This window comes from Lysinibacillus sphaericus, assembly GCF_015844675.1.
Taxonomy (GTDB): Bacteria; Bacillota; Bacilli; order Bacillales_A; family Planococcaceae; genus Lysinibacillus; species Lysinibacillus sphaericus_E.
This window is the reverse complement of sequence record NZ_LDGC01000092.1, coordinates 260,802-284,210: the sequence shown is the minus strand read 5'-3', so window position 1 is coordinate 284,210 and position 23,409 is coordinate 260,802. Positions and strand designations below refer to the sequence as shown.

The following is a 23,409-nucleotide window of genomic DNA, read 5'->3' as shown; positions in this document are numbered from 1 at the left end:
TGCTCAGTCCTTTCTTTAATTAAAGAACAATATGTCATCTCGATAGTTTTGTTTTAAGTCACTTTCCAAATAATTTAAAAAACGTTCTAATACAACTGATGCTTCTGCACGCGTTAATGGCTGATTTGGATTAAATCGACCTGTAGGGTCACCAGTCATTAAGCCTAACTCATTGACAATGTAAATACCGTCTCTTGCGTAAACCGGAATTTGAGCATCATCCTTAAACTTTGTTAAATAACCAGGATCTGGCGCCTTATTCTCAAGCCCTAAAGCACGCACATAAATCGTAGCAGCTTGTGCTCGAGTAATTGGATGATCAGGCTTGAAATACTCTGGTGATACACCTTTAATAATTCCTTTATTAACCGCAGACTCAATATAAGCATAATCTTTTACTGTACGTTTAATATCTTTAAAAATACTTGTAGTAGTTTTCGACTTTTTCGTTTTCGATTCCGCCATAACACGCAAGTCAACTGCCTTACCAATTGCAGTCGAGAAGTCAATACGCTTCATAGGGGTATTCGGTGAGAAGAAATTACTTGCATCAGTGTAAATACCTAAAGAGTACAATTTTTCAATAGCTTGCTTCGCATAATGATTTGATAAATCACGGAACTTAGGAATGATTAAACGTTCAATTGTCGGCATGTATTCTGTATCTAAATCAAGAGTACCTTTTTGTCCAGAGGCTAAATCATACGTATATTCAGAAATTACATCCTTTTCACTTATTACCGCGTATCCACCGTCAAAGCTCCCTAAGCTCCCTAGGTTTTCTTCATAGTTAAGTACACGTGATTTACTTGTAGATAAACGATTTTTCACATGGCTTGTCTTACCATCGCTATAATTATAAACAGCTTCGGTAATTTGTGTTTCTGTTGCTCCCCAGAAATTTTCATAGCCAGCATGACGACTATCAATAACAATTGTCACAGTATTTTGGACTGCATTTTTTCCAGTCCCAGTTTGATAGGAATACGTTTTTCTCGAAATCACATTACCTGAGAAATAATCAGAGGCTACACGATTGTCTGTTACAGTCCCTTGTGAAAATTGGTAATCAACTAATGTATAGGTAATTTTCCCAGCAACAATTTTCTCTGTATACTTTTTCACAACACCATTCGATGTTTTTTGGCCAATCGTAGCATAATCTACAACATCAGATTCATAGGCAATATTTCGTGTCAATGTAGCACCGTTACTTGCTGTTAGCTTTAAACTATATGTTTCAGTTAATTTTCCTTTAGATTCTTTTTGAGTAATTTTAATGTCTTTACTAGTGCCTTTAAATATAATAGGTGTTCCTGTAATGAAAACAGCTTCCTCATATGTATATTCATTTTTTACAGCACCCGTTGTTTCTAATGAAGACGCTGATACATTTTCTGGGATAGTTGCCCCAACAATCAATACAGCAAGAACTACTAACATTATTTCACATAAATGTTTTCGCATTCTTTTTCTGTTCCTCTCTTTCATTCCATGCATATCCGTATCTGGAGCTGTCAATTATTTAAGATTACAAAATAGTCAGGTGTGTTGATTTTTTTAACAAAAGTCATCCCCAACTTTTGGTGATGAACCTAATCAACACACCTATAAAATTCAAGGTTAAATTTGCTCGCCTTCTACTCCTAGCGCGAAAAGTCTTTCATCATAAGCAAGTGCTAAAAATTCGCTTAAGGCTGAATACCTTTGTCGTAGATAAACTCGCAGAAAACTCACAGATTTTAATCAACTAATATTAAATGAGCTTTGATAAAACGATCTGATAATACTACTAAACGATCAGAAGGTTTTAAATCAGCTGCTTGAATAACTTTACCAGCTTTAATAATTGTTGCTTGGTCAATATTCATATCAATCATTTCACCAGCTTCATACCAACGACCATTTTGCCATTGACTAACGCTCTTCACATTGATTACAGTTGGGAATTTCGATTTAACTGACTGCAGTTTACCTGTTAACATTATTGGTGCAACAGGCTTTGCTTTATTCAGAATATGAAGGGCCTGTACATGTCCATCCTTCACATAGAAGTATCCATATTGACCTTCATATAAATGAAGTTCAATATCAGGTACAACACTGTATGTTTTGTTACCATCATCTACTATTGCTTTTGTTGAATTACTAACAGATAGTACAGTACGATCTGTTTTCTTGAAGACATTTGACTCGATCTTCATTGCATCATCAATTTCGATTAAATAGCCATCTGCTTGTGATAAACGTCCATAATATAACTCATGCCCTGCTAAGTTTGGTGACATGAAACTATCACTTGTTACTTGCACAACTTGGGCATAATGATCACGTGCAGCACCATCCGAAATAACAAAGGCTGTACCATAAGCTAATAGACCAATAGGTTCGATTAAACGACCATTTCGAATTAAAATCGTTCCATCGTGGAAGTATATTGTACCTGCAGATTTAAGTTTAAATAATTGATATTTAGTATCTACAGAAAGCATAGGCTCGTAGTAAGTTCGCTCGTTGTTTTTCAATACAACAATCTTTTCAATCACTTCTTTGCCAAATTGTTTAACTGTTGCATAATATGCTTCACTGCCAATGTAATTTTTCAACTGATCTTTATTAATTTTTGTGTTTCCAACATATACTGGAACTTTCGATGAAAAATTCATCGTAGATAAAGCCTTTGTTGTATCAGAGCCAAACTGCCAATTTATAAAAGCATGTTGGTTTTTTACAGTTATTTTATTTGCATTGGCATTAACCGTTTGTATCTCACCTTTATATAGGTTTTCTACTAATGTACCTGTGTCACTAATTTCGATTTTCGTGACAATGGATGCATTTTGATTTTTAAGGCTAAGCTTAACACGATCCCCTACATATAATGCGCTAATATCGGCTGCAGAGGAGTTTTTTTGGTAACTTGTATCTTTATTTATATAGTATGTTGTTTCTTTTCCAAAATCCGACTTCAGCATAATGAATAGTCCATTTGGATCGATACTTGTCACTACCCCGGCAAGTGTTTTCGTATTGTGTGCAACTGTTGGAGATTCTGTTTCCTTTGTAGAATCAGAAGTACCTCGAAGCTCAACAACGCTTCGAAGGGAAATGTCCGCTTCTACTTTCATTCCCATCTTAAAGCCTTCGATTGTTGTCTCTGTCTTATTAATATACAGGCGGGCATTATTATTGATATTGTATGTAACTTGACGACCGCTATCATTTTGCAAAGTAATTTTACTAAGCTTTTTTTCTATTACTCCATTTGAATTTTCATATTCTGAAAATGTTACATCCACAAAAGTTCCAGTCACCATTTGGGTAGCATGTGCTGTTTGATTTGATGAAAACCCGAGGACCGCTAGTAACAAAATCGTTAGTATGTATGGAATTTTCTTCAACAATCCCACCTCCTAAAAAAAAGTTATTAATTATTATTAAATAGTATATCGTACTATTGGTAGTTTTTACTATATAAAAAGATACGTTTTAGTACTTTTAATTTACTTTATCAATTATGCCTCGGCATAATTGCGTCCGGAATCGGCCGGAGGCTTTAGGCCAACAGATGTTTTTTGCGCGAAAGCGTAGCGTCAGCAGCACGATGTTGGTCACTCAGTCGTAGCCACAGGACGTGGCGTTCTTAGACTGAGTTCCTCTATTTCAGCAGGTGTCCACACATGAGCTGAAAGAAGTTAAATCTACCGTTAGACACAAAGTAGAGGTAGCTTCCAATTTCAAGCTACCTTCCTTCATCAAACTTGAACGTCAATTGTATGTCCAGCTGTTGGATGTGGAGCATCTAACATTTCAACTAATTGTTCTGAATTTTGCTGTTGCATTTCCATAGCCTGTTTCGTTACAGCTAGAGATACATTTTGCATTAATGTTGCTTGATTCATTGCCATTGATAAAGCTGCGATATCCATTAAGTCCACCTCCTATTTAATTTATCGGTCAGTTATTTCATTCATCAAGCAATTCCATCCACTTTAATAAAAAAAACATCTACTGTCCTAAATAATAGACGCAATAGATGTTTTCTTATTACATTTTATTTTCAATAGTACGCCAAGCTTCTTCAAAACCAAGTCCTGTTTCTGAAGAAAAGACAATAATAGGATCATTTTTATCCATGTCTAGCGTTTCTTTCACGATTTTTTTGTGCTTATCCCATTTACCTTTTGGAATTTTATCTGCTTTTGTTGCAATGACAATACATGGAATATTGTAATGCTTCAAAAAATCATACATCATGCGATCATCAGCTGTAGGTGGATGACGTAAGTCAATAATTTGAACGACTGCCTTTAATTCCTGACGCCCAGTTAAGTAACGCTCAATCATTTTTCCCCATGCTTCACGCTCAGTCTTTGAAACCTTTGCATAACCATAACCCGGAACATCTACAAAAAACAATTGCTCTTCAATTTTGTAAAAATTAAGCGTTTGTGTTTTTCCGGGCTTAGAAGAAATACGTGCTAAAGCTTTACGACCGATCATTCGGTTAATAAATGAGGATTTCCCCACATTTGAACGACCGGCTAGTGCAAATTCTGGCAGTCCATCTTCTGGATATTGGTCTGGTCTTACAGCACTTATGACCATTTCGACGTTATGGACTTTCATTTTCTTAAATACCTCCGTCCAGTGCAATGGCTAATACTTCATCAGCCGATGACACTAGTTTAAATGTTAGTTGTTCGCGTACACTTTCAGGAATATCCTCAATATCTCGCTCATTATCTTTCGGACAAATAATTGTCGTTAAGCCTGCTCGATGCGCACTGAGTGTCTTTTCCTTTAAGCCCCCAATTGGGAGTACACGCCCACGTAAAGTAATTTCACCTGTCATGCCGACCTCGCGGCGTATTGGGCGGTGTAAAATTGCGGAAACAATTGCGGTTGCCATTGTAATACCTGCGGAAGGACCATCTTTCGGCACTGCTCCTTCAGGAACGTGAATATGAATATCATGTGTTTCAAAATATTCTGCATCCACTTTTAGCTCTTCCATTTTTGAGCGAACATACGATAAGGCGGTTTGAGCAGATTCCTTCATGACATCGCCTAGCTTCCCAGTTAGCTGCAATTTTCCTTTACCAGGTGTTAATGATACCTCAATTTGTAATGTATCACCACCCACAGTTGTATAAGCAAGTCCAGTAGCTACACCGATTTGATTTTCTTCCTCGGCTTGTCCATATCGGAAACGATGTTTACCGACTAATTCCTCTAACGATTTCGAGCTTACTGTTACTCGTTTTTTCTCACCAGAAACAATGATTTTAGCGATTTTACGACATAGGGTTGCGATTTGACGCTCTAGTCCGCGAACGCCCGCTTCACGAGTATAATAACGGATGATATCCACTACTGCTTCGTCTTTTATAATAACTTGTGTTTTTTTCAAGCCATGCTCTTTTAACTGTTTTGGTATTAAATGATTTTTCGTAATTTGCTCTTTTTCAATTTCAGTATAACCAGCAATTGAAATCACTTCCATACGATCTAGTAACGGTCCAGGAATTGTGCTTAAATCATTAGCAGTTGCTATAAATAATACATTTGATAAATCATAAGGTTCTTCGATGTAATGATCACTAAATGTATTATTTTGAGCCGGATCTAAAACTTCAAGCATTGCTGCTGCTGGATCTCCCCTGAAGTCATTAGACATTTTATCAATTTCATCTAAAAGGAACACTGGATTAATTGTCCCTGCCTTTTTCATCCCTTGGATAATACGCCCTGGCATTGCACCAACATACGTACGACGATGACCACGAATTTCTGATTCGTCTCGTACCCCACCTAATGAAATACGTATAAATTTACGATCCAAGCTTTCTGCAATCGATCGTGCTAATGACGTCTTACCTACACCTGGAGGGCCAGCTAAACACAAGATGGGTCCACGTAATGATGCTTTCAATTGACGTACAGCTAAATATTCTAATATACGTTCTTTTACTTTTTCTAATCCATCATGATCACGATTTAAAATATTCTCTGCATGTGCGATATTCATGCGATCTTCTGTCGCATTTGTCCATGGTAGTGCTAGAATCCAATCAATATAGTTTCGAATTACGCCACTCTCTGCACTAGCTGCCGGTAGCTTCTCATAGCGATCCAACTCTTTAAGCACTACTTCTTTCGTGGATTCAGGCATTCCTGTTGCGTCAATACGTTTACGTAATTCAGCGACTTCACCAGTTTTCCCTTCACGGTCCCCTAGCTCAGTTTGTATAGCTTTCATTTGTTCACGTAAATAATATTCTTTTTGAGTACGCTCCATCGATTGCTTAACTTTTGAATTAATTTTCTTCTCTAGATCAAGTACTTCTTGTTCATCATGTAAACGAATAATTAAATGGTCTAAACGCTTTTTTACACTGAGCATTTCTAATACTTCTTGTTTATCTGCAATTTTGAATGGCAAGTGTGAAGCAATGATGTCCGCTAAACGACCTGGCTCTTCAATGTCTGCCACAGTACTGATGGTTTCGGAAGTAATCTTATTGGAGGCTTTCGCGTATCTTTCAAAATACGTTAACAGCGTCCGCATTAAAGCCTGTGTTTCAATATCCTTATCGATTGTTTCTTCCTTATCATCGATGTCAACAACCGTATATTTTTCTAACGCCCGATAGTTAGACCATGTTGCACGCGCTACACCTTCCACTAAAACACGCAGTGTTCCATTTGGTAATTTAAGCATCTGTTTAACATATGCCATCGTACCAACTGTGTAGAGATCTTGTTCATCAGGCTGTTCATCATGCATTTCTTTTTGTGTTACTAATAATATCAGTTGGTCCTCTAACATTGCTTGTTCTAGCGCCGCTACAGAACGATTTCTACCCACATCAATATGTAACACCATCGACGGGTATACTAAAAGTCCACGTAAAGGCAATAATGGTACATTTGTTGTTTTTTGTATTGTCACCATGCGGGTATTCACCTCCGTCAAAATTTTCTTATTCACTCCCACGCTACTAGTATGTGTCTAAAAAGCTGATTCACACTAGTTAATCAATTGAGCCAAAAATTTCATTTAATTACAGTAGGCTTTATGTACGAATGAATAAAAAGCTGACTGTCGAATGTGCGAATATTGCACAATCGAAGTCAGCTAAATTACTCTTTATCTCATAACAATAGACAGCCACGTCTGTTCGTTATGCTGAAGTTTTTGTGTCGCTACCTTCATCGAGTTCAGTGCCATCTTCAAGAAGCAATTTCGGTTTTTCTTTATCCGTAATTGTTTTTGCCGTAATGATACATTTTTTCACGTCTTCACGTGAAGGTAGTTCGTACATTACATCAAGCATTGTTGACTCAATAATTGAACGAAGACCGCGTGCACCTGTTTTTCGCTCAATTGCTTCTTTTGCAATTTCAGAAAGGGCACCTTCATCAAACTCAAGCTCAACACCATCTAATTCAAGCATTTTTTGGTATTGCTTAGCTAGTGCATTTTTAGGCTCTGTTAAAATTTGTACAAGCGCAGCCTCGTTTAATTGCTCTAGGCTTGCAAGTACCGGTAATCGACCGATGAACTCTGGAATTAAGCCAAATTTCAATAAATCCTCTGGAATCAGCTTTGCCATAATTGAGCCTTCATCCACATCAATTTTGTTAGGATCTGAACCGAAGCCAATTACTTTTTCACCCTGACGACGTTTAATAATGGATTCTATTCCATCAAACGCTCCACCCACAATAAATAAGATGTTTGTAGTATCGATTTGTAAGAACTCCTGGTGAGGATGCTTACGGCCACCTTGTGGTGGGACACTCGCAACTGTACCTTCTAAGATTTTAAGAAGTGCTTGTTGTACACCTTCACCCGATACATCACGTGTAATAGATGGATTTTCAGATTTACGTGCAACTTTATCGATTTCATCAATATAGATGATCCCTTTTTCAGCACGCTCAATATCGTAATCTGCTGATTGTATTAATTTTAATAAGATATTCTCAACGTCCTCACCAACATAGCCTGCTTCAGTTAGTGAAGTAGCGTCTGCAATAGCAAAAGGAACGTTTAATATACGCGCCAATGTTTGGGCCAATAAAGTTTTACCGCTACCAGTTGGGCCGATTAACACAATGTTCGACTTCGCTAATTCTACATCATCAATTTTACTATTTGTATTAATGCGTTTGTAGTGATTGTAAACTGCTACTGCTAAAGCTTTTTTAGCACGTTCTTGACCTATTACATACTCATCTAAAATCGTTAAGATTTCTTTTGGTTTTGGAATATCTTGAAATTCAATTTCTTCTTCAACGCCCAGTTCCTCTACAACGATTTCTGAACAAAGTTCGATACATTCATCACAAATATAAACACCAGGACCCGCAACTAGTTTACGCACCTGTTCTTGTGGTTTCCCACAGAATGAGCATTTTAAATTGCCTTTTTCATCATTAAATTTGAACAATATGTTTCACCCCTATTCAAGCAACAATCTTACAAGATTATTGAATCATTATCAAATAAATTGTCTGCATCCATTTACACCACGGCGTTTATGGTTCAAGATTTTTGACACTCATTGTACAAAAAACATGAATATTGCCACAAAGTTTCCATTTTATTAACTTAATAAATTCCAGCTTTCCATCATAGCGTGTAGCTTATTATCCACTGCTTGGGATGAGCCTGAATTCTACCAATAATACCTTTTATTTCCACATAATTGTAAGTAACTGATTCTTCAGAAAGCTCTAGCGACCAAAGACCTTACGTTTAGCCAAGCTACCTGACCTTCTTCAGTTGGTATTGACTCGTGACTTCACGTTTATACTCGTAGTACAAGTTACAATTTTTTAAAAATCTATTACATTCGCCAGAGGCTTAACTTCATTCAGAAGAGGATGTATTTCGTTGTTCCTCATTTGAAGAATTGAGACATCAATCAATTAAACCCAATCTCTGCTGAATAAAGTCAAATTTTAGCATCGTGTGATAAGTCAAACAACACTATGTATTAGAGAAATGTAAAGGCTTTGCCTATCCCCTCTAAAAAGCACTTCCTTTTGAAGGATGCTTTTGCGGTGAAAGTAGTCGTAAAACTAAAAGCTAACGTGGAATCTAGCTACACCTAAACACACAATATGTGATAAAACAAGGCACGGTATAATGCCGTACCTTGTTTTTATTTTTCTATCCAGTTACAAAAAAATCCTATTCAGTAATTTTAGCGTTTTCTACTAAAATTTCAACTGTTTTTTGAATTTTAATGTCGTTTTCAAGAACTGCTGTGCCACCTAAAGCACCAGTAATTTGCTCTTTTGTCATGTTAAATTGAGCAGCCATTTTTTCTAATTCAGCTTCGATATCAGCTTCAGTAGCTTCAACTTTTTCAGCTTCTGCAATTGCTTCAAGAGTTAAAGATACACGTACACGGCTTTCTGCTTCTTCTTTCATTTGTCCGCGTAAATCTTCTTCTGATTGACCTGAGAATTGATAGTAAAGGTCTAAGTTCATACCTTGCGTTTGTAAACGTTGACCAAATTCTTGTAACATACGATCAGTTTCAGAGTTAATCATACCAGCAGGTACTTCAAAATCAGCATTTTCAGCTGCTTTTTCAACTAATTCGTCACGAAGTGCTGCATTTGATTCAGCTAGTTTTTGTTCAGCAGTTTGCTCTTTGATTTTAGCGCGTAAAGCTTCTACACCCTCAACTTCTGGGTCTAATTCTTTAGCGAATTCATCATTTAGTTCTGGAAGAACTTTTGTTTTAACTTCTTTTACTGTTACTTTGAAAGTAGCTTCTTTACCAGCTAATTCAGCAGCATGGTATTCTTCTGGGAAAGTAACAACTACGTCTTTAGATTCGCCAGTTTTCATACCTACAAGTTGTTCTTCGAAGCCAGGGATGAATGAACCTGAACCGATTTCTAGTGGGTAGTCTTCACCTTTGCCACCTTCAAACGCTTCTTCACCTACGAAACCTTCAAAGTCGATAACAGCTGTATCGCCTTCTACGATTGCTTCGTCTTCTTTAATTTCTAGCTCTGCTTTACGAGCTAATTGTTCTTGAATTTGTGCTTCTACTTCTTCATCAGTAACTTCTACTGGAAGTTTTGTAACTTCTAAACCTTTGTACTCACCAAGTTTTGGCTCTGGTTTCACTGTTACTTGAGCAGTAAATGTGAAATCTTTACCATGTGCGAAGTTTTCTGTACCAGAAATTTCTGGGTAATCTACTGGCATAATACCAGCTTCATCGATAGCTTTTGAATAAGATTCAGGAACGATGATTTCTAATGCATCTTGGTATAAAGATTCAATACCAAAACGTTGTTCAAACATTTTACGAGGCATTTTACCTTTACGGAAACCTGGTACGTTAATTTGTTTTACAACTTTTTTGAACGCTTGGTCCATTGCTGCTTCTACTTCTACAGCTGGTACTTCAATTGTAAGAGTACCGATATTACCTTCTTGTTTTTCCCATTTAGCTGACATGTATAAATACCTCCAAATAAATAATCAAGTTTAATGTTAGACAATTCATTCGTAACTACGATTTTGACAACCATTTTAGTATAACATAGATGCGTATAGTTTCAACTTATTTCATACTTCATGTAGTTCAGTCAATTTTTCTAACATTTGTAAAAAGTCAATAATTTCATAGTTCATTTCCTGTACTTTTCCGAGCATTGATTGTACAAAGTCAATATAACTATAGGCAATATCATCAGCTTCATACTGTTGCCATTCAAACGGATACGTCACAATGGCATGCTTCGCCATTAAATATTGTACCATTTCCAACGTCGATGGGTCTTGCTCTAATTTATTTTCGATTATTTTTTTTATTTCCTTATACTGAGGCAACTGATTTGGTAAAACTAAATTGATAGGGTTAATAATCTTTGTTCCATTAAATTTTGAGACAGTTATCTCAATTGACACTTCTTGTTCCACTAATAGAATTAATGCTAAACTCTGAACAAATGGATGGATTGTAGGACATTCAATAATATCTTTCAATGCTGTCTTTAATTGCCTTACATTCGTCTCCATTAGACGATGCAGTCGAATAGATTGTTCATTTGCCGTTAAGGCACTAAATTCCGAAAGTTCATATTCTTGCTCTTCTAACAATCGTTTTGCATCTTCTTTTTTTTGGAGATTCCTTGCAACATCTTGATTCAAGCTTCTTAAGCGTTCAAATTTCTCAAGCTTATCTTCCGGAAGTACATTTTCTTCTATTAATGTCGAAATTAACGACTCTACTTGATGGTAGTCCTTTAATTGCATACATACAGTAACATACAGCTCCATTACTTCCACATATAAAGTCGTACCCATAGCAAACAATTGCTCACAAACATTTTTAACTTTATCGTATGCTTTTAATTCATATAAAGCATACGCGTAAGCACTTAATGCCATTTCGTCTCCATCTTCATATAAAAATGCTTTTTCAAAGCTGGCCACTGCCTCTTCATATTGATATTTTTCCGCATACATATGTCCTTCACGTATTAATGTCTGAACAGCACCAGGAAAAACAACAATATTGTCATGTTTTATAACATGTCGTTTTCGCTTTGTCATTTTTCTCACCTCTTTACGACTATTTTACTTATTAGTTTCTATATGAATCACACAATATCATGGAGTTGATTTACGAATTTGACCGAGGGCTTTACGAAGAGTTGCGATGAGCTACTGGGGTTAGTCACAATAGCATTATTACTGAACTTTGTGCGTTCCTCTATTAATCCCCACCAGGGTCTCATCTGTAATGCTCCCCTCATTTACTCTAATTCAATCTCATTAGATAGTATAAGTTTTAACATATATCATTTTTAACATTCGACGATGACAATATAAATTTACTCCCTGCTTATTTAAAAAAATCATAGCTTTAGCATTACATATTTTGTAATAAATTGTATTATAATTAATAATATCTTTCATTTAATACTATTTACAGGCATTCAGCTTTCTGCTAACTACAGATAAAAAAATGCGATGCTGTCGCTTGGCTTTCGCACAGAAAACATCTGCAGAATACACAAAGCTGATTCCTGACGCAATTATGCCGTAGCATAATTGATGGCAAAAGTTCTTCACAAGGAGTGGAATACATGCAATTAATAGATACAGTTAGTGAATTTGGTAGTAGCATCTCTCCTATGTTTGAGGCACTATCAATTAAAGTTGTTTCGTTTTCTACAGCGGACAATCCTTATCAAAAGGATTACCCGATCGAATTTGAAATACTCACACGGACAAAGATTGATTTATACACACAAGAAGCAAATACACATATTATAAGTATCCAAGGTTACATTCCTGGCTCCATTTCAATCGGACACCAACATGAGTCACTTTTTATTATTCCCCAAAGTGTACACATTGAATGCAACTATAAACTTTTAAGTATCGACCAAAAAGATATGCAACGAATCTTACAGCATGACGAACCAAATCTTCATTATAGCGAATGGCTAATCGAAACTATTAAAAATGCAAATATTCTTGTTGAATTAAAAACAAATCAAAATACTTATACTGAATGGCCGCTCGGTATAAAGTCAGCCCTTATATCATAACTAGGATGAGACATACTTAAATAGGTATGTCTTTTATTTTGTGCTCCTTGAATAAGTCTTTCCCTTTTTGATGCTTGTCTATAATAACAACTTTTTGTTGATTCTGGAATTCCCATTGCGAATATACTTCTATATCACTAGAAAACTTTACAAATCAACAAATTCATCGTTGAAGCGTTATAATAAAAAGGCCTAGCTCCATATAAGCATTTTTACTATTTTCGAAAAGAATGCTCTTATAGAGAATTAACTTAACCTCGGGGGAATTACATATGGATATTAAAAATACATTACAATTATTCTCAACCATGACATCTTCAGAACGACAAGAATTTATGTTACAAAAGGGCGATTGGTTGTTACAAGAAATGTTAATGCACATTGGTTCACCAGATGCCGAATTACGAGACAAATTAATTTATCGAACTTTTATTGATCTACTTAGCGACAATTTACTGAGCAATGTACAGCTACAATATTTATTTGATACTGTAATAGGCGACGATTATTTATTTTTAAACATAGGTGAAGAAATGACAGATAGTGTCTTCACTCGCTCGTTTTCCGCTTTACTTGTAGCAAGTATTCTTGCAAAAGATGCTGAACTACTAATTTTAAATGATGAACGATTACAAATTTTCTTTAAAAAGATTGGTCGCTATTTATTATTGGAAAAAGATACAAGAGGACATGTTCAAGATAAAGGTTGGGCGCATAGCATTGCACATGGTGCAGATTTAGCGTCTATGACAATTAAACATCCCAAATTTGATTTACAACATGCGCCTTTAATCTTACATGCCTTAAAACTTGTTACTTGGAAAGATACTGTTTTTGTTAACGATGAGGAGGAACGCTTAGCTAATATTATTGAAGCGTTACTAGCTCGTGACTACTCTGAGGAAGCATTAATAGAATTTGCCGAACAGGTATTTGATAAATTTGAAATGCATTTAGTAACTCAAGGTTATAACGAAGCCTTTTTCAGTGGACGTACATGTACATTAAATTTAATGAAAACATTGTATTTTGCTTTAAAGATGCATAACCTAGCCCCAAAACTTCAAAATACTATTTACGGACAAGTCGCAAAATGGCTAAAACTAGGCGCATAAAATGTCTAGCGTAAGTAGACGAACTTAAGCGAATTCCACTTTCTTTCTGCTTCAAACATTTAATTTCGTTCCCATACCAAATTTAGCAAACTAAGGATCCCCTTAGTTTGCTTTTTTTACTTTTCAAGTAAAATATCAGTAATACAATTAATGGAAGTTAGTAATTATATTAACATAATTTATATTCGTTTCCGAAATACTTCTTTCCAATCATCCCTTACATTGAAAGTTTATCCTGATATATCCACATTACTACTTTTTGTTTACTCATATTTTTTTAAAACGCAACAATAAAGCATTCAACCACCTAATTTAACAGCGACTTTATTACAAAATGAAGTCTAAAATGTGAAATGACATTTTCACAAAAAAAACTATTTACTTAGTTAAGAATAAGAAACTCAGTGTTTTCAACGTTTATACAGTGTTTATTATATTAAACACAAAAATACTAATATTGAAATAACGATTTTTGTTCAAAAAATGTTCATATTTATCCCCAGTTTACTATTAAAAATATAAAAAAATAATTTTTTTTCTTTCAAACGGGGCGTATAATCCTATATGCGAACGACGATATTTGTGTCGATCGATTATGACACATTGTTTGAAAATCGATTACACAGATTAATGACTTTGCGAACGCTTGCAATAGACCAATCAAATACTAAATTCAATGTTTCATAGTGAACCATGTCATTGTAAGTATTTCTGATTATTTGATTGGTACAACAATTAAAAGAGGTGACCGTATTACCCACTATTTATAAATTCGAATCTATATATAAACATATGAAATTTATGAATAGCCGTTTTATAGAAAGGAGTCAAACATGAAGAAAAAGTTAAGCTTAATGTTTGTTGCATTTAGTGCGCTAGCAATTCTTGCTGGCTGTGAACCCCTAACAATTTTTGATCCAAAAGGGCCAAATGCCAAAACATTATCAGACACAATTATTTTATCCATTATTACAATGGCCTTTATATTACTAGTCGTGTATGTGCTTTTAGCATTTATGCTAACTAAATATCGTGCTTCAAAATCATCTGCCGATTATGAGCCTCCTCACGAAGAGGGTAGTCATCTGCTTGAAATAATATGGACAGTTATCCCTATTATCATAGTGGCATTCTTGGCAGTTGTGACTGTAAGAACAACAAGTACAGTCGAGACAACACCAGAAGGTTATGACAATAAAGAGCCACTTGTTATTTACGCATCATCTTCTAACTGGAAATGGCATTTTAGCTATCCAGAGCAAGGTGTTGAAACTGTAAACTATGTAAATATTCCAACCGACCGTCCAATCGAGTTCAAACTTTACTCTTTCGGACCAATCACAAGTTTCTGGATTCCTCAATTAGCTGGTCAAAAATACGCGATGAGTGACATGTTAACAACTATTCACCTTGCTGCAGATGAGGCTGGTTCATACATGGGCCGAAACTCTAACTTTAACGGTCGCGGTTTTGCTGAAATGGAATTTGAAGCGGAAGCTATGTCACAAGAAAAATTCGACGAATGGGTTTCTGCTGTGAAAACAAAAGAAAAACCATTAACAGAAGAAAAATTTGATGAACTATTAAAAGCAGAACACGTTGGTCGTTCAAGCTATTCATCTACACACTTAGAATTTAGACCTGCTCCAATGGAACACAGTGAACACATGAAAATGGGCGGCATGGATCATAGTGATATGGACATGTCCGAAAAAGAAATGGATCACTCTAAAATGGATCATGGGAATCATTCTGATTCAGACAAAAATTCTGAAGAAACACATTCACATTAATTATATTTTCACACCTGAAAGGAGCGCATCCAATGAGTATGGAAGAAGTATTCCATCCTATGCAAGAACCGATGATTTTAGCGGCAGCTATTAGTATCGTAGTTGGAGCAGTGGTTATCGTAGCTGGCCTTACATATTTTAAAAAATGGGGCTATTTCTACAAAAACTGGCTATCAACTGTTGACCATAAAAAAATCGGTATTATGTATATCGCTACAGCACTTTTGATGCTAATGCGCGGCGGTATCGATGCACTATTAATGCGTGCACAAACGGCAGTTCCTGATAATGGACTTCTTGATGCACAACACTATAATGAGATTTTCACAACACACGGTTTATTAATGATTTTATTCATGGCTATGCCATTCGTAATTGGTTTAATGAACATTGTTATCCCACTGCAAATCGGTGCACGTGACGTTGCCTTCCCACGTCTGAATGCAGTCAGCTTCTGGTTATTCGCAGCTGGTTGTGGTTTATTAAACCTATCATTTATCATTGGTGGTTCACCTGATGCTGGTTGGACAGCATACTTCCCATTAGCTGGGACAGAATTCAGTCCAACTGTTGGGAACAACTACTATTCTTTAGCTTTACAATTATCAGGGATTGGTACGTTAATGACTGGTGTTAACTTCATCGCAACAATCATTAAAATGCGTGCACCTGGTATGACATTAATGAAAATGCCAATGTTCACTTGGTCAATTTTAATTACAAACATTATTATCGTATTTGCATTCCCAGTATTAACTGTAGCACTTGCATTAATGATGCTTGACCGTCAATTCGGTACACAATTCTTTGCAATGCAAAATGGTGGTATGGATATGCTTTGGGCCAACCTATTCTGGGTTTGGGGACATCCTGAGGTTTATATCGTTATCTTACCTGCTTTCGGTATCTTCTCTGAGATCATTGCGACATTTGCACGTAAAAACTTATACGGCTATAAATCAATGGTTATGAGTATGGTCGTTATTTCGTTACTATCATTCTTAGTATGGGCCCACCACTTCTATACAATGGGTCACGGTGTAATGGTAAACAGCGTATTCTCTATTACAACAATGGCAATCGCTGTTCCGACAGGGGTTAAAATATTTAACTGGTTGCTCACAATGAGACACGGTAAAATTCAATTTACAACTCCTATGCTTTATGCTCTTGGCTTTATTCCTATCTTCACAATTGGTGGGGTTACAGGGGTAATGCTTGCAATGGCAAGTGCTGACTATCAATATCATAATACGATGTTCTTAGTTGCCCACTTCCACTATGTATTAATTCCAGGTACAGTATTCGGTGTACTTGCAGGTTACCACTACTGGTGGCCAAAAATGTTCGGTTTCCGTTTAAATGAAAAACTAGGTAAAGCAGCTTTCTGGTTTATCGCAGTATGCTTTAACGTAACATTCTTCCCTCTATTCATTTTAGGTTTAGATGGTTACGCTCGTCGTATGTACACTTACTCTGAGTCAACTGGCTACGGTCCATTGAACATGCTATCGTTCATCGGTGGTATTGGTCTTGCTGTCGGCTTTGCGTTAATCGTATATAACATTTACTACAGCTGGAAACATATGCCGCGTAATGAAAAAGCAGATGTTTGGGATGGTCGTACGTTAGAATGGGCTACTCATTCTCCAGTTCCAGAATATAACTTTGCAGTAGTTCCAACGGTTACACGTTTAGATGAATACTGGTTCGCGAAAAAAGAAGGTCGCGATATTACAGCCGGTAAAATTGAAAAAATTCACATGCCTAACAACACTGGCACACCATTCTGGATGAGCGGATTCTTCTTCCTTGCAGCATTCTTCGCTGTATTCAATCTATGGGTACCAGCAATCATTAGTATGATTGGTGTATTTGGCTTTATGATTCATCGTTCATTCGAAAAGGATCATGGTCGATACATTTCAGTTGAAGAAGTTATGGCAACTGAAAAAAGCTTGAGAGGTGATAAATAATATGAAAATCGATTCTTCACTTCCATTAGAATATAGTACAGAAGAAAATCGCCTGAAAATTTTCGGTTTCTGGATTTTCCTTGGTGCCGAAATCGTATTATTCGCCACACTATTCACAGTGTATTTCACACTTCAAACACGTACAGGTAGTGGCCCAAATGGCGCTGAGATTTTCGAATTAACACCAGTATTATGGGAAACATTCTTATTATTAACAAGTAGTTTCACAATTGGTCTTGGTGTTCATGCAATGCGTATTGGCAATAAAAAAGCGATGATGGCATTTTTCATCATCACACTTCTATTAGGTCTTGGCTTCTTAGGCATTGAGATTGATGAATTTGTCACATATGTTGAAGAAGGTGCGACTATTCAAACTAGCGCATTCTTATCAGCATTAATGACTTTACTTGGTACGCACGGTCTCCACGTAACATTTGGTTTCTTCTGGGGCGTTGCAATTTTAATGCAAGTAGCTAGCCGTGGTTTAAACCCACAAACGGCTAACAAAGCGTTCATCTTCTCACTGTACTGGCACTTCTTAGACGTTGTTTGGATTTTCATCTTCAGCTTCGTCTACTTGAAAGGACTGATTAGCTGATGAAGGATTTATTCCCAAAACAACACGTGATGGGCTTCGGCTTCTCACTATTACTAACACTTGTAGCTTTAGCTGTTATTAAATTCGATATGTCTTATAACATGGCATTTGGTGTTTTACTAGTAACTGCTCTTGCACAAGCAACTGTACAATTAGTATTATTCATGCACATCGGTGAATCTGAAGACAAGAAAACGTTATATACAACGATTTTATATTCAGTATTCGTAGGTGTTGTCACAATCATTGGTACATTATTCGCAATGATCTGGGGCTATAATTGATAAACAGAGCCGAGAAAATGGTATCATTTTCTCGGCTCTTTCTTTTTGTCTTACTAATTTCTCAAATACCAATCCTTCTTATATCTCCCCCACTTACTTATTTACAAACATAGTTGGCACTGGTCTGTTAAAAGCTTGTATAGCCATCTCAAATTTTGAAGAACTCCAATTTACAAAAAGAGCTTTCTGACTCAGCATGCTCACCTATAAGAAACTACTAGCTACAATAGTCCCTTGCTATAACACAAAACCATTAGAAACCTCTATTCAATAACTAGTCCACTAATGATCGCTTATTGACCCCTAGTACCATTCCTATTTTAAATTAGTAACTAAATAAATAAATATGGCGTAAATCTACTTTTTATTTCATATATAAAAAGAGATTGCTATATCTTTTACCAAGAATAGGAGATGAAAGTAATGAACAAATTTTTTAAAGTTTTAAGTGTTGGAGCACTAGCACTAACACTGGCAGCTTGTAACAGTAGCGCTACCCCTAAGAAAGACACAACTAATACTAGTAAACTCACTTTAGAGCAAGTGTATGAAAAAGCGGTAGAGCGTCAATCAGACATTAAAAGTACAACTGCAAAAATGGAGTTGACTCAAGATTCCAAAGTTGAAGCAGGCGAACAATCTATGGAGTTTTCCATCAAATCAAATATGGATATGGATGTAGTTACCGACCCAATTGCTATGCACGTATCAGGTTCAATGACAATGCCAGATATGGCTAGTGCAGATCAAAAAAGTACAGAAATGCCAATTGATATGTACATGAAGAAAGATCAAGGCTTTTTCATGAAGGATGAAGCAACTAATAGCTGGTTAAAATTATCAAACGAGCAATTTGACGAAGTTATGGAACAAACGGCATCATCTGCAGATGCTAAGGCACAATTAGAACAGCTTAAAAACTTTATTAAGGATTTCAAATTCGAGCAAACAGATAATGCATATATCTTAACTTTAGACGCTAAGGGCGATAAATTTAAAGAACTGATCGATTCTGAAATTAGCAAATCAATGAAAGATATGGGTCTTGAAGAAAATCCACTTGATAACTTAACAGTCGATAAAATACACTACATTCTAGAAATCGATAAAAAGACTTTCGATACAACTAAAATGGATATGAATTTCGATTTGAAAATGAAGGTTGAAGATCAAGAACTAGCAATGAAAACAAAATCAGTTGTGACATTCACTGAGTTCAATCACCTAAAAACAATCGATATTCCACAAGAAATTATCGATAACGCACAATCTATCGCTCAATAATAAACAGAAAAAGGAATCTGCATACTTTAATGTACGCAGATTCCTTTTACTTTAGGTACTACTTCAATTAGAACAGCACATTTAGCTTATCAGACGAGTCTCTCCGCAATAAACTAATCACTTCACTAAAAGTAATTGGCTTCATTTAAAGCTTATCAACATCGGCAGGATTATTTATAGCATAATGTAGTAATCCTTCAAAGTCCTTCAATTCCGGATTAAGATTACTATACGTATATTCATAGTTCATTCCCAGTTTAGCTACAATTCGTAAAGAGGCCACGTTTTCAGGATGAACGACTGCAATAACCTTAAGTAAACCTATCTTATTTAACGCATAATTCAGTAAAGCTTGTGCAGCCTCATACGCAATTCCTTGCCCTCTATAAGCTTTCGAAATACCATAATAGATTTCGACCTCAGTTTCTTTTACATCATCAGGACCAAGGCCACAATAGCCAATTAACGTTTGCCTTTCCCTATCTACTATGGCTAGATTCAATTTATGTATTTTGGAAAGCGTATTTTTTTTGTTGCATTGAATAGACCACTCTATTATCCGCTGAACATCACCTCGACTAGGTACATCCTCTGGAATAAATTGATAAAAATCAGGCTCAGAAACTACTGCATACAATTCATCCAAATCAGTTAAAGCATATGGACGAATAATTAGCCTCTCGGTTTCAATATGTAGATTTAAAAACATCTTGTTTACTCCTTCAATTGAAATTAAAAAATCTCCATTCCTTTTGCGTACATATACTAGTCCCAATAATTCTTCATTAATTCAGTTGCCCAACTTGGCTGCTTTAACTCACCTTTTGGTAAAAACTCTTTCATGACAGGTTTAATATCAATAATTGGTGTTCCATCAATAGCATCGAGGCCGCTAACGATTAATGTTCTATCTTTTAATTCCAGTAATTCTACAACCGTTACACCTATTTTATTAGGTCTATTTTTGCCTCTCTGAGCGAAAATACCGACTTCCGGATAATCCGTATTATTTCTTGGGTGTCTCGCTTCATATTGAATATTCTCATCTACAACTTTATCAAAATAAAAAATTATTTCTAAATGGGAAAAATCATTAATCCCTTTTAAAGACGATGCATGTATCTCTTTTGTCAATTCAACAGTAGAAATGACGTTACCCCAATTGTCATCTTTAATCATTTTTCGACTATTGCTCACTACAGCTATTGGTTTAATACTGTATACCATACAAAATGACCTCATCTATCGTTGTTTTCACTTGTACATCTTCCGTTTAATTCCAGTATACTCATTCTATTACCAATGTCAATTTTAGGTAATTGTGTACAGTTTTTTTAGGGATTAAGTGGTAGTATACCGAACTTAATCCCTTTTATATTTCCTAGCATTGTATAAAACTTCACTACCGTGTACATTTATTATCCCTCATAAAAAGAATCATTTTTATTCCCCTGACGTCCCGTAATCTTTAATCGTTATTTTGACCTCGCACTGAATCGGTACTTCGCTAAATGTTTGATCCCAATCTTTTCTTAGCTTTTTCCATGTTTTTGGATACTCTATTCTCAATCTTGTTCCAAACCCTGATACGTCCGTTTGATATTCTTTTTGTATCTTCTCTAAAACATTTTTCACAAGACGCTCTACCTCTTTTTCAGTAGCTCTTTCTGCTTTTTTCAAAAACTTATTATCAAATGTTTTCTCAGAAAGCACCCAATGCTCAGCAATTCGCCCTTCAGATTCGATTTTTACATTAAATGAGATATTGTCTCCATCAACATGGGGTGTAATTTTACTTTTCATTGACAATATCTCGTATATTATCGGCTGATCTGTCCCTTCATAAAAACTTGTTACTAAACCACCTTTGCCCTTTCCAGTTATCCACGTAATCCCCTCTAATTCTTTTCCCGTAAGAAAACCTCGCAGTTTTTTTGTGTTACCTTTTATCACAGCTGCTCCGGCAAATTTTACTTCTCCATTTTCTGAAGTTACACTTTGCAACAAAAAACTTGCTCTAGAATTTAATTTTCCTTGTAACTTTGCAAATGTCATCGGTGGTAGTATCTTTGTCGTTCTTTTATGTCCTTTCATCATCTCAACAAGTTGAAACGCAGGAATTGTAGTTGGTTCGTTCGATTCAAGAATATTACTTGCATGATTTTTAGCAATGAGAAGAAGCGCACTTGGTCTCATTTCCAGTTCCCTAAGAAAAAAATCCATTGTTTGTGTTAGATTGAATGTACTGGCAAAATCCTCTCCTAGGACAATGACCTTTGAATGTTCTGCAAAGGCTCGTTTGTCGTTTTTTAACATCATATTGCGCAAAGTAGGAAGAATAGCATCTCCGGTTTCTGAAACGTTTTTGTAAGCTTTCGGTTGTTTTTTACCTTCTTTCGCACCGGAACCAGTTGTCTCCGAGGTAACGAATTGATTGGTAATTGTAATTAGCTCTTTATTAGAGTTCCTACCTTCTTGTTCCTCCAATGCCTCACTAGAACTACTATCTGTTTCTAAATCTAACGAGGTACCTACAATAAGACCTAAGTCTTCAATTTCTTTACTGCTCCAACAACCTGTAAGAAGTAGAAGTATAAGAAATAACAGCAAACCTAAACGAAATCGTACCTTCATATTGTTTAGTTTCATGTTTTTCCACCCTTCAACCTCGAAATAAAAAGTAAGATTACTGGAAAACCACCAAATAAGAATAATGCAGCATTCCCAATCATATCACCGAACTTAAAGAGGTCATTGATATTTTTAGGCGTCATAGAAATAATGTAAATAATCGGTAACAAACCAAATATAAAGGGCTGTATGTTCTTTTTAAAGAGTTGAGCTAACCCTAAAGCAGCGGCAAAATAGGTAATAGTAAAGGTGGCGAATATTTGCATGATCCAAATCACGAGCAAAAAAGACTCAAATCGTTCAAAGATTAACCCCGGAATTTCAAAACTTCGCATAAGTTCTAATGTAGGCCATGTTCTCGTGACAACTCCATCGATTGATAAAGCTCCTATTACCATTACAACTGTTATGACATAAAAGATTAAGGGAATCGTTAAGCCAATAAGGGCGACTTTTACTGCTTTCGCTTTCTCTGACTGCTTCATTAATGCGACAAGCAGCAGCATAATTTCAGGGCCTAAAAATGCAAGGGTTGCTGTCTTTACTCCTTTTAATACTGGCATGACTCCCAATCCTAATACGGGGCGTAGATTATCTAATTCAAATATGCCGAAGCTCATAAAAGCTACCAATAAAAAGAGGACAAACGTAATAGGAAAGATGATTTCAAATAGTCGAGCAATCGAATTGATTCCGCTACTAATCAAATAGAGCCCTATCCACATAAAGGGCAAAATGATAGCCCAAGTTGGCGTACCTTCGAGCAGAAAGAGTGAGGTTACTTCAGCCATTATCCTGACTTCAAATGCTGAAATTGTAAAAAAATAGACTATAATAAGTAAACTTAAGAACCAACCTGCCCATTTCCCTACAATATCTTGGCTATATTGATAGAAGGTTTTTTCAGGATATTTTTGGCTTAATTTCACGATAATCACGGCTGCGATTATCGCAATAATCCCTCCTAAAAAAACACTAATCCATACATCTGGTGATTTGACCTTTTCAACAGAAGTTCTTGGCAAGGTAAGTATTCCTGTAGCCAAAATATAATTAGCGAGGACAACAACTGCTTGTGAAGCCGTAATTTTGTCTTGTGAATTAATCATCATGCCAGTTTATTTC

At 35.9% G+C, this 23,409-nt stretch carries 19 protein-coding genes; 7 read left to right on the top strand and 12 right to left on the bottom strand.

The features are described 5' to 3' along the window. Nucleotides 1-15: 15 nt before the first annotated feature. The 8 genes from ABE34_RS23460 to ABE34_RS23425 form a co-directional block, all read right to left on the bottom strand. On the bottom strand, nucleotides 16-1,467 hold the full coding sequence (locus ABE34_RS23460) for an S-layer homology domain-containing protein (protein WP_197144819.1): 1,452 nt from the start codon (nucleotides 1,465-1,467) through the stop codon (nucleotides 16-18). A 275-nt stretch (nucleotides 1,468-1,742) separates the two neighbouring features. After that, nucleotides 1,743-3,410: a hypothetical protein gene (locus tag ABE34_RS23455; protein ID WP_346655605.1), complete on the bottom strand. Its 1,668-nt coding sequence runs from the start codon at nucleotides 3,408-3,410 to the stop codon at nucleotides 1,743-1,745. A 345-nt stretch (nucleotides 3,411-3,755) separates the two neighbouring features. After that, on the bottom strand, nucleotides 3,756-3,929 hold the full coding sequence (locus ABE34_RS23450; protein ID WP_079563116.1) for a YjfB family protein: 174 nt from the start codon (nucleotides 3,927-3,929) through the stop codon (nucleotides 3,756-3,758). Nucleotides 3,930-4,047: 118 nt separating this feature from the next. Then, nucleotides 4,048-4,629, bottom strand: a complete 582-nt coding sequence (gene yihA, locus ABE34_RS23445) for a ribosome biogenesis GTP-binding protein YihA/YsxC (RefSeq protein ID WP_079563115.1) — start codon at nucleotides 4,627-4,629, stop codon at nucleotides 4,048-4,050. A gap of 4 nt (nucleotides 4,630-4,633) precedes the next feature. Further along, a complete protein-coding gene (gene lon, locus ABE34_RS23440; RefSeq protein ID WP_197144818.1) occupies nucleotides 4,634-6,958 on the bottom strand; it encodes an endopeptidase La in 2,325 nt (774 codons plus the stop codon). Nucleotides 6,959-7,187: 229 nt separating this feature from the next. Beyond that, entirely contained in the window at nucleotides 7,188-8,459 is a 1,272-nt protein-coding gene (gene clpX / locus ABE34_RS23435; RefSeq protein WP_079563113.1) for an ATP-dependent protease ATP-binding subunit ClpX, read from the bottom strand. A 746-nt stretch (nucleotides 8,460-9,205) separates the two neighbouring features. Further along, nucleotides 9,206-10,495 (bottom strand): trigger factor, encoded by a 1,290-nt coding sequence (gene tig / locus ABE34_RS23430; protein WP_197144817.1) that lies wholly within the window; start codon nucleotides 10,493-10,495, stop codon nucleotides 9,206-9,208. Between the two features lie 111 nt (nucleotides 10,496-10,606). Further along, nucleotides 10,607-11,596, bottom strand: a complete 990-nt coding sequence (locus ABE34_RS23425; RefSeq protein ID WP_197144816.1) for a hypothetical protein — start codon at nucleotides 11,594-11,596, stop codon at nucleotides 10,607-10,609. Between the two features lie 536 nt (nucleotides 11,597-12,132). On the opposite strand from ABE34_RS23425, the gene ABE34_RS23420 reads away from it, so the two are divergent. The 7 genes from ABE34_RS23420 (at nucleotide 12,133) to ABE34_RS23390 (ending at nucleotide 19,653) form a co-directional block, all read left to right on the top strand. Next, nucleotides 12,133-12,600 carry a hypothetical protein gene (locus ABE34_RS23420; protein WP_197144815.1) on the top strand — a complete coding sequence of 156 codons (468 nt, stop codon included), beginning with the start codon at nucleotides 12,133-12,135 and terminating at the stop codon, nucleotides 12,598-12,600. Between the two features lie 272 nt (nucleotides 12,601-12,872). Then, nucleotides 12,873-13,715, top strand: coding sequence for a DUF2785 domain-containing protein (locus ABE34_RS23415; RefSeq protein ID WP_197144814.1), 843 nt, complete (start codon nucleotides 12,873-12,875; stop codon nucleotides 13,713-13,715). An 833-nt stretch (nucleotides 13,716-14,548) separates the two neighbouring features. Then, complete coding sequence (gene qoxA / locus ABE34_RS23410) at nucleotides 14,549-15,508, top strand: cytochrome aa3 quinol oxidase subunit II (RefSeq protein WP_197144813.1); 960 nt, start codon at nucleotides 14,549-14,551, stop codon at nucleotides 15,506-15,508. Nucleotides 15,509-15,540: 32 nt separating this feature from the next. Further along, nucleotides 15,541-17,484, top strand: coding sequence for a cytochrome aa3 quinol oxidase subunit I (gene qoxB / locus ABE34_RS23405; protein WP_079563107.1), 1,944 nt, complete (start codon nucleotides 15,541-15,543; stop codon nucleotides 17,482-17,484). Nucleotide 17,485: 1 nt separating this feature from the next. After that, nucleotides 17,486-18,085 (top strand): cytochrome aa3 quinol oxidase subunit III, encoded by a 600-nt coding sequence (gene qoxC / locus ABE34_RS23400; RefSeq protein ID WP_197144812.1) that lies wholly within the window; start codon nucleotides 17,486-17,488, stop codon nucleotides 18,083-18,085. Further along, a complete protein-coding gene (qoxD, locus tag ABE34_RS23395) occupies nucleotides 18,085-18,369 on the top strand; it encodes a cytochrome aa3 quinol oxidase subunit IV (protein WP_079563105.1) in 285 nt (94 codons plus the stop codon). Before qoxC ends, qoxD begins: the two co-directional genes overlap by 1 nt. A gap of 423 nt (nucleotides 18,370-18,792) precedes the next feature. Then, the gene (locus ABE34_RS23390) at nucleotides 18,793-19,653 is read left to right on the top strand and encodes a DUF6612 family protein (RefSeq protein WP_241747249.1); all 861 of its coding nucleotides are present in this window, start codon (nucleotides 18,793-18,795) and stop codon (nucleotides 19,651-19,653) included. Nucleotides 19,654-19,798: 145 nt separating this feature from the next. Here ABE34_RS23390 and ABE34_RS23385 read toward each other — a convergent pair whose 3' ends face one another. From ABE34_RS23385 to ABE34_RS23370, 4 genes are all read right to left on the bottom strand, one after another. Next, a complete protein-coding gene (locus ABE34_RS23385; protein WP_197144810.1) occupies nucleotides 19,799-20,362 on the bottom strand; it encodes a GNAT family N-acetyltransferase in 564 nt (187 codons plus the stop codon). Between the two features lie 56 nt (nucleotides 20,363-20,418). Next, nucleotides 20,419-20,880: a tRNA (N6-threonylcarbamoyladenosine(37)-N6)-methyltransferase TrmO gene (gene tsaA / locus ABE34_RS23380; protein WP_197144809.1), complete on the bottom strand. Its 462-nt coding sequence runs from the start codon at nucleotides 20,878-20,880 to the stop codon at nucleotides 20,419-20,421. Between the two features lie 216 nt (nucleotides 20,881-21,096). Next, on the bottom strand, nucleotides 21,097-22,287 hold the full coding sequence (locus tag ABE34_RS23375; protein ID WP_197144870.1) for a Ger(x)C family spore germination protein: 1,191 nt from the start codon (nucleotides 22,285-22,287) through the stop codon (nucleotides 21,097-21,099). Nucleotides 22,288-22,298: 11 nt separating this feature from the next. Further along, nucleotides 22,299-23,396, bottom strand: a complete 1,098-nt coding sequence (locus ABE34_RS23370; RefSeq protein ID WP_197144808.1) for a spore germination protein — start codon at nucleotides 23,394-23,396, stop codon at nucleotides 22,299-22,301. Between the last annotated feature and the right edge of the window lie 13 nt (nucleotides 23,397-23,409).

Coding starts and splice junctions, on each gene's coding strand:
- ABE34_RS23460 (WP_197144819.1), bottom strand. CDS start 1,467: ATGCGAAAACATTTATGTGAAATAATGTTAGTAGTTCTTGCTGTATTG.
- ABE34_RS23450 (WP_079563116.1), bottom strand. CDS start 3,929: ATGGATATCGCAGCTTTATCAATGGCAATGAATCAAGCAACATTAATG.
- yihA (WP_079563115.1), bottom strand. CDS start 4,629: ATGAAAGTCCATAACGTCGAAATGGTCATAAGTGCTGTAAGACCAGAC.
- lon (WP_197144818.1), bottom strand. CDS start 6,958: ATGGTGACAATACAAAAAACAACAAATGTACCATTATTGCCTTTACGT.
- tig (WP_197144817.1), bottom strand. CDS start 10,495: ATGTCAGCTAAATGGGAAAAACAAGAAGGTAATATCGGTACTCTTACA.
- ABE34_RS23425 (WP_197144816.1), bottom strand. CDS start 11,596: ATGACAAAGCGAAAACGACATGTTATAAAACATGACAATATTGTTGTT.
- ABE34_RS23420 (WP_197144815.1), top strand. CDS start 12,133: ATGCAATTAATAGATACAGTTAGTGAATTTGGTAGTAGCATCTCTCCT.
- ABE34_RS23415 (WP_197144814.1), top strand. CDS start 12,873: ATGGATATTAAAAATACATTACAATTATTCTCAACCATGACATCTTCA.
- qoxA (WP_197144813.1), top strand. CDS start 14,549: ATGAAGAAAAAGTTAAGCTTAATGTTTGTTGCATTTAGTGCGCTAGCA.
- qoxB (WP_079563107.1), top strand. CDS start 15,541: ATGAGTATGGAAGAAGTATTCCATCCTATGCAAGAACCGATGATTTTA.
- qoxC (WP_197144812.1), top strand. CDS start 17,486: ATGAAAATCGATTCTTCACTTCCATTAGAATATAGTACAGAAGAAAAT.
- qoxD (WP_079563105.1), top strand. CDS start 18,085: ATGAAGGATTTATTCCCAAAACAACACGTGATGGGCTTCGGCTTCTCA.
- ABE34_RS23390 (WP_241747249.1), top strand. CDS start 18,793: ATGAACAAATTTTTTAAAGTTTTAAGTGTTGGAGCACTAGCACTAACA.
- ABE34_RS23385 (WP_197144810.1), bottom strand. CDS start 20,362: ATGTTTTTAAATCTACATATTGAAACCGAGAGGCTAATTATTCGTCCA.
- tsaA (WP_197144809.1), bottom strand. CDS start 20,880: ATGGTATACAGTATTAAACCAATAGCTGTAGTGAGCAATAGTCGAAAA.
- ABE34_RS23375 (WP_197144870.1), bottom strand. CDS start 22,287: ATGAAGGTACGATTTCGTTTAGGTTTGCTGTTATTTCTTATACTTCTA.
- ABE34_RS23370 (WP_197144808.1), bottom strand. CDS start 23,396: ATGATGATTAATTCACAAGACAAAATTACGGCTTCACAAGCAGTTGTT.